Here is a 7,139-nt window from a genome sequence, read left to right as displayed (position 1 = left end):
CGTCAAACGCTTCGGCATTGGCGACCGTGTGGGCCTGGCCTGGCTCCATTCCGCCTGCGGCGCCTGCGCCTTCTGCAGCAGAGGCCGTGAGAATCTCTGTGAGCAGGCCCTGTTCACAGGTTACCATGTCCATGGAGGGTATGCTGAATATGCCCTGGCGCCGGAAGCGTTCGCCTATGCGATTCCGGATATCTTCTCAGATGAAGAGGCCGCTCCCCTGCTCTGCGCAGGAATCATCGGTTATCGCGCGCTCCGGCTAAGCGAGGTTCAATCCGGCGAGCGCCTGGGCCTGTACGGTTTCGGAGCCTCGGCTCACATCACGATCCAGATTGCGCGCCATCTCGGATGCGAGGTCTATGTCTTCAGCCGGGGCAAGGAACATCTCAAACTGGCTGAAGCGCTCGGCGCTTCATGGACCGGACAGGCGCAGGATACCCCTCCGGTAAAACTGAACGGCGCCATCATCTTTGCGCCGGCAGGGGCGCTGATCCCGGAGGCCCTCCGCGTTCTCGAAAAAGGGGGAACCCTCGCGCTGGCCGGAATCACCATGAGCCGCATCCCGGAACTCGATTATAGACAACATCTCTACTTCGAGAAAACCATCCGGTCCGTGGCCAATAGCACGAGAAAGGATGGAGAGGAATTCTTGAGGATTGCATCGCAGATCCCGGTCCGGACCAACATCGAGAGCTTTCCCTTGAACGAGGCCAATCAGGCGCTGATCCTGCTGAAAGAGGGAAAGATCCGGGGAGCGGGTGTGCTGAGTATGCCTTGAGAACCTATGGATCCTGTTTCATCCTGGTTCCTGACGGTTCCATTTTATGGTAGTTTTCTGATTCAATCAAAATAGGTTGAGGAGGCACACTTCAACCCGAACATTAAAAAATCTTATAGATATGCATTTTTTTGTTGATATTTTTATTTAAATACAAAATAATAGAGATAGGATAAAAAAATAACACTCATTTTTTGACAGAACGGGATTTATAACCTTTATGGGGAGAGCGCATGAAAAACATATTCCGCTGTTTGATGATTGGAGTGCTTTTACTCGGTTTTCAGGCATGTTCTCATTTTAACTCGACCACGGGCACGGCCACGAGCCCAACTCACGCATCCCATACGGTGACTGCAATGCCCTCTGAATCGGCCCGGTTAACCCTTCAAGAGAACCAAGACCTGATGAAGACGCCTCAGACCGCAGATGAAACAGAGGATACGGTGCCCGAGGTCGCCTCCAATGACTCATCCGATCAGCAGCTCATTGATGAGGCCCTCAATCTTGTTCAAGACTCCCAGGACCTCTGGAACGAGGGGCAGTCCGACGAGGCCATCGCCGCCTTGGACCAGAGCTACAAATTGATTCTGAAGATTTCATCCGACAGCGAATCGGATATCCAGCAGCAAAAAGAAGATCTGAGGCTCCTGATCTCAAAAAGACTGCTCGAGATCTATACCGGAAGTTCCAGAACCCACCGTTCCATCGGAGACGGGGCCATCCCCCTTGTGATGAACGAACACGTTGAAAGAGAGATCAAATCCTTCCAGACCATTGAAAGGAATTTCTTCGTGGAATCCTACAGGCGCTCAGGCAGGTATCAAAAATATATTGCAGCGGAATTCCGGAAGGCCGGGCTCCCGACCGAGCTCTCCTGGCTCCCCCTGATTGAAAGCGGTTACAAGGACAAGGCCTTCTCCCGGTCGAGGGCCTTGGGCCCCTGGCAATTCATCGCTTCAACCGGCTACCGGTTCAACCTGAAAAGGGACCAGTGGATAGATGAACGCATGGATTATCAGAAGTCCACCAAGGCGGCGATTGAATACCTGACCTCCCTTCACGACCTTTTCGGGGACTGGACCTCAGCCCTGGCCGGCTATAACTGCGGCGAAATGAACGTGGTCCGGGCAATCAGCCGGCAACGCGAGGACTACCTGGACAACTTCTGGGACCTTTATACCATCCTGCCGGCTGAGACCGCCCGGTACGTTCCCCGTTTCCTGGCCACGCTCCATATCATTAAGAACCCGGCCAAATACGGATTCACGGAGCTGACATTGGATGCTCCGATACAGTTTGATGAAATGACGGTAACCAAGCAGATGAAGATCAAAGAGATCGCCTCTGCCATCAACGCGGCCCCTGAACTGCTTGAAGATTTGAATCCGGCCCTCCGCCTGCAGATCACCCCGGATTATGCCTATGCGCTGAGAATTCCGTCGAAAACCGGTAAAGTCCTGGAAGCCAAGCTTGACGCCATTCCGGAATGCACCCTCCCCGTCCTTGCCAAACATAACGAACATCGAACCTACGGCGGAAGGATCGGAGGCAGTAACACAGCCGCATATACGGTGCGAAAGGGCGAGACATTATCTAAGATCGCAAAAAAATACAGAACATCGGTCGGCGCCATAGCCAAGCTCAATCATATCCGGAGCAGTTCAAAGATACATACAGGCCAGAAACTGAAAGTGCCTGCAAAACAAACCATATCCTCCGGTTATGCTCAAACCAAAAATCATGCTCAATACACCCGCTATAGGGTGCAAAGCGGCGATACCCTCTGGTCCATTGCGACGAAATATAATACCACGGTGAGCAAGATCAGAGATGTCAACAGCCTTTCGGGGAATTCTCTGCAGTCCGGCCAGGTGATTCAAGTCCCGTCGGCATCCTAGGCCTGCCGATGCCGGAACCTGTCTCATCCTCTTTTGCAGGGTGAGAGCCTGCTGAAAATGTCCGGATCCTGCCGGGGGTCTGCACCACCCTGCAGGATCGTTCTATACAACGAGGCTGGAGAACGATCAAGGAGACTGTGTCCAGAATCCCTGTTCGGTCCCGTGGAAGACCACGGCTGCCAGTCCCGGAGACGTAAATTCCCGATAATATGTCTTCAGGAAATCAATGAGCGGCGCCTGTTCCGACGGTACGAAGAAGATATCCTGGTGTTCTCCCTTGTCTTCGGCGGCATCATACAGAACCAGGACCTTCTTCCTGGGGACCTTCACAAAGGTTTGAAAAAGCACCTCCGGTTTCCTGCTGAGACGGCTCCGGATCAGACCGAGGCAGACCATGCCGGCGATATGGTCAGCGGGGATGTGAAATTCCTCCATGATCTCTCTCTTCATTTCTGCAAAGAGAAGGTTCTCTCCGGCAAGCATCCTTTCAGGCGTAAGGACATGGTCCGGAACCGGATGGCCCGCACAGACATGGAGTTTCCCTCGTCCCCGGTGAACCTCCCGGCTTCTTCTCCCCAGAATCAAGAAACCGTCCTCAGTGATGATCGTTGAGCAGATGGCCACCCCGTCGGATAGGAGCTTTTCATCACGGGATCCCGTCCATTCCTGAATGGAGAAGTTGGTCCCCGTCAGTTCCTTGTAATCCGTCTCCCCCAGAAGGAGGTTTAAGACCCCATGCCTGACCTGATACATCAGCAGGCTGAAGAGCCGTTCATTGTAAATTTTACGTCCGTTCTTTTCAGCGTCATCCTGAACCTCTCTCCAGGTCTGTTCTATGAATTCCCTCAACTCCGGCGGATAGGACTTGCGTTTCCCTTGGACGTGCAGCCTGAGCCCGTCCGGCGCAAATTTCCCGCGCACAAGAAGACGGTATGCATCGGTTTGTATGCTTGGAAGACCGTTTTTTTCATCGATCTCAAAACGCATCGGATTCCTCCCGATTCAGATGGACGGCCCGCGGACCCTAAATCCATGCCCGGACTGGAGTCAGCCTGAATGACGGTTCATCTTAACCCGGCAGTATGGGATTGATCAGACATGGGTCCGCGTCTACGGCATGGTCCAGAATCCGGACGTGTCTCCCTTCGATCCTGAGTCTCCCTTCTGAAAAAAGACGGATGGCCTCCGGATAGATCCGGTGCTCTTGTTTGAGGATGCGGGCGCCCAGGGTCTCACCGGTGTCCCCCGGAAGGACAGGGACCACGGCCTGGATGATGATCGGGCCGGTATCGGTCCCCTCATCCACAAAATGGACGGTGCATCCGGAGAAGCGGACCCCGTAATCCGCAGCCTTCTGCTGCACATGGAGCCCCGGGAAAGACGGGAGCAGGGCCGGATGGATGTTCATGATCCGGCCCGGAAAGGAAGCAACAAAACCGGGAGAGATGACCCGCATGTAGCCGGCCAGGACAACCAGATCCACCTCATTTTCCTTCAGGACGCTGATCATGGCCCGGTCATGGTCTTGTCTATTCTTGAAATCGTCGGGGTTGATCACTTGATGGGGGATGCCGTGGCGCTCTCCCCTCCGGAGCACTCCGGCCTCCGGATGATCTGAAAGCAGGATCACGATTCTGGCATGGAGCTTTCCGGACTCGATATGGTCGATGATGGATTGGATATTGGAACCGCCGCCGGATGCCAGGGCGCCGATGCGTAATGTCTTCCTCACTGGAGGATCACCTCCCGGTTCCCTTCGCAGATCTCCCCGATGATCCACGCCGTCTCACCGGATCGCCGGAGGCGCTTTAAAACCTCACCGGTATCCCCGGATGAAACCACGAGCGCCATGCCGATCCCCATGTTGAAGGTCCTGAACATCTCATCTTCAGGAACGCCTCCGTACTCGGAGAGCACGGAAAAAACCGCCGGTACATCCCAGCTCCCTTTCCGTATCCGGGCGGAACACCCCTCCGGGAAAATCCTCGGGAGGTTGCCCGGGATCCCTCCGCCGGTGATATGGGCCATCCCCTTCACGGTCTTTTCTTCGAGGAGAGAGAGCACGGATCGGACATAAATCCGTGTAGGCTCAAGGAGGATCTCACCCAGGGGGCGGCCCAGGGCTGGAATGGTCTTTTCTAAGTCCGTATGGTGAACATTGAGGAAAACCTCCCGCACCAGGGAATAGCCGTTGCTGTGAAGGCCGCTTGACGCGATCCCGATGACGCTGTCTCCGGGAACCATGCGGGACCCGTCGATCAGGCGGGAGCGTTCCACAACCCCGACGGCAAAACCTGCCAGGTCGTATTCCCCCGCCCGGTAAAAGCCGGGCATTTCCGCCGTCTCCCCTCCGATCAGGGCGCACCCGGCCTGGCGGCACCCCTCCACAATCCCTTTGACCACATCCGAGCTCTGTTCGATATTCAGCCTGCCCGTGGCAAAATAATCCAGAAAAAAGAGGGGCCTTGCGCCTGAGACCAGGATATCATTCACACACATGGCCACCAGGTCGATCCCCACGGTATGGTGCATCCCGGTTAGGAAAGCGAGCCTCAGTTTGGTTCCGACCCCATCCGTGCCCGAAACCAGAACGGGTTCTTTCATTCTGCTGATATCGAGGGCGAAGAGTCCGCCGAACCCGCCGATGCCGGTGAGCACTTCAGGACCGAAGGTCGAATGGACCATGGGAGAGATCCGATCCACAAAGTCGTCCCCGGCCTGGATATCCACGCCCGCATCCTTGTATGTCAGCTTTTTCTCCTTCATGAACGCTCCTTAGCGGTCTGCCGCTTCAATATTGGTTCCTATTCCTTCAATGCAGGGAGCAGAATGGTGAATGTGCTCCCCTGGTCTGAATTGTTCTCCACCCATATTCGTCCGCCGTGGGCCTCAATGATCACCTTGGCGATATAGAGACCGAGGCCTGAGCCCTCGATCTCGGTCGTGCCCCGGACCCGCCGGAATTTGTCAAAAATAGTGGAAAGGTCATTCTCAGGGATCCCGGTCCCGTTGTCCTTGATGGAGATCTCCAGGATCTTCTCCGCCTCTTCGAGCTGCGGGGAGCGAGGATGCTCAGGGACCCTCTGCGGGTGATCCCTTGCCACGACGCTGATTTTGCCCCCCTTGGGGGTGAACTTGATGGCATTGCCGATCAGGTTGATCATCACGCGCATCAGAAAATCCTTGTCCCCCATGACCGGGTAGCGTTCCGCTGCGAAATCCTTCTCGATCTCGATCTGCTTTTCCATGGAGATGATCCGCTGGGTATGGATGGAGATATCCATGACATCGTTCATGTCGATTCTCTGCTTCTTGAACTCCATGGCCCCGGACTCCAGTTTGGATATGTCCAGGAGTTCATTGACCTGGTTCAAGAGGTTATTGGCGCTGGATTCGATATTCGCCAACAACTGGGTCAGGTCCTTGTCTATATGCCCCTTGGTTTCATTCATCACGATCTTGTCGCAGATTGTAATGGTGCTCAACGGATTTTTCAGATCATGGATCACCATGGATATGAAATCCGCCTTCTTCTGTTCAAGTTCACGCTCCTTGCTGATGTCACGGATGACCTCAACCCGGCCCATCACCTCTCCCTCGGCGGAAAGGAGAAAACTCGTACTTTTGAGAATCGGGATCCTGGAACCGTCTTTCCGTTCCATCAGGTATTCTCGGGCGATCTTCCGGCCTGGTTCGGGCTTGAAGTCCAAAGAAGACTGACAGCAGGCCTCGTCGTCAGGGCACTTGAAGATCTTTGCGCAGTTTTTGCCGATCGCTTCCCGGAAGTTGTACCCGGTGATCTCCTCGGCCGCATGATTGAAGAAGACGATCTCCATGTCCTGATTCACGGAAAAGAGCCCCTCCCCCATGGTGTTGATGATGGTTTCGATCTGCTCCTTCTGGTTGGAAAGCATCCGGTTGGTATGGTGAACCTCATCATGCAGATGCTTCGTCTTGAGGGCCGACTTGACCCTCGCCAGGAGCTCCATCTCATTATAGGGTTTACGGATGTAATCATCGGCGCCGTGTTCAAGCCCCCTGACGGCATCCTCTATGCTGCTCTTGGCGCTGACCAGGATAATGGGGATGTCCTGGGTGTCGGGCATCTTCTTCAGGGTTTCACAGACCCGGTACCCGTCTATCCCAGGAAGCATGATATCCAGAAGGATCAGATCAGGCCTCTCTTTCAAGACCTCCTTGAGGGCCGTCTCACCGGTCTCAGCCGTCCGTACGTAATACCCTTCCATTTCCAGCATGTCGGAAAGGAGTTCCAGATTGTTCCTGTTGTCGTCCACGACCAGAATGTTGGAAACGATCTGCATAAACCCCTCAGCCCTCTCCTGCAATCCGTGCCGCGTGCCGCCGGCACGTTTCAATCATCAACCTCCGGCAAAGCCGGAGGCTTGACATTTGCCGGCCCCTCAAAGAGGCCTATTCGCAAACGGTTAAAAACACCCTCCCTT

6 protein-coding genes are annotated in these 7,139 nt (G+C 54.8%); 2 read left to right on the top strand and 4 right to left on the bottom strand.

Going from position 1 to position 7,139, the window contains the following annotated elements; translation table 11 throughout:
- The first annotated feature begins 28 nt into the window (after positions 1-28).
- Positions 29-775, top strand: coding sequence for an alcohol dehydrogenase (locus tag AUK29_08780; protein ID OIP62308.1), 747 nt, complete (start codon positions 29-31; stop codon positions 773-775).
- A gap of 407 nt (positions 776-1,182) precedes the next feature.
- Positions 1,183-2,676: a hypothetical protein gene (locus AUK29_08775; GenBank protein ID OIP62307.1), complete on the top strand. Its 1,494-nt coding sequence runs from the start codon at positions 1,183-1,185 to the stop codon at positions 2,674-2,676.
- A 126-nt stretch (positions 2,677-2,802) separates the two neighbouring features.
- Here AUK29_08775 and AUK29_08770 read toward each other — a convergent pair whose 3' ends face one another.
- The 4 genes from AUK29_08770 to AUK29_08755 all read right to left on the bottom strand — a co-directional run bounded on the left by AUK29_08770 (position 2,803) and on the right by AUK29_08755 (position 7,052).
- Positions 2,803-3,663, bottom strand: a complete 861-nt coding sequence (locus tag AUK29_08770; protein ID OIP62306.1) for a hypothetical protein — start codon at positions 3,661-3,663, stop codon at positions 2,803-2,805.
- An 82-nt stretch (positions 3,664-3,745) separates the two neighbouring features.
- Positions 3,746-4,408, bottom strand: coding sequence for a phosphoribosylglycinamide formyltransferase (locus AUK29_08765; protein OIP62305.1), 663 nt, complete (start codon positions 4,406-4,408; stop codon positions 3,746-3,748).
- Positions 4,405-5,442: a phosphoribosylformylglycinamidine cyclo-ligase gene (locus tag AUK29_08760; protein ID OIP62304.1), complete on the bottom strand. Its 1,038-nt coding sequence runs from the start codon at positions 5,440-5,442 to the stop codon at positions 4,405-4,407. The genes AUK29_08765 and AUK29_08760 overlap by 4 nt, the downstream gene beginning before the upstream one ends.
- Positions 5,443-5,480: 38 nt before the next feature.
- Positions 5,481-7,052, bottom strand: a complete 1,572-nt coding sequence (locus AUK29_08755) for a hypothetical protein (protein OIP62303.1) — start codon at positions 7,050-7,052, stop codon at positions 5,481-5,483.
- Between the last annotated feature and the right edge of the window lie 87 nt (positions 7,053-7,139).

It is taken from the genome of Nitrospirae bacterium CG2_30_53_67 (genome assembly GCA_001873285.1).
GTDB lineage: Bacteria > CG2-30-53-67 > CG2-30-53-67 > CG2-30-53-67 > CG2-30-53-67 > CG2-30-53-67.
Note: the sequence above shows the minus strand (reverse complement) of the source record. Positions and strands in the feature narration are given on the sequence as shown.

Coding starts and splice junctions, on each gene's coding strand:
- AUK29_08775 (OIP62307.1), top strand. CDS start 1,183: ATGAAGACGCCTCAGACCGCAGATGAAACAGAGGATACGGTGCCCGAG.
- AUK29_08770 (OIP62306.1), bottom strand. CDS start 3,663: ATGCGTTTTGAGATCGATGAAAAAAACGGTCTTCCAAGCATACAAACC.
- AUK29_08760 (OIP62304.1), bottom strand. CDS start 5,442: ATGAAGGAGAAAAAGCTGACATACAAGGATGCGGGCGTGGATATCCAG.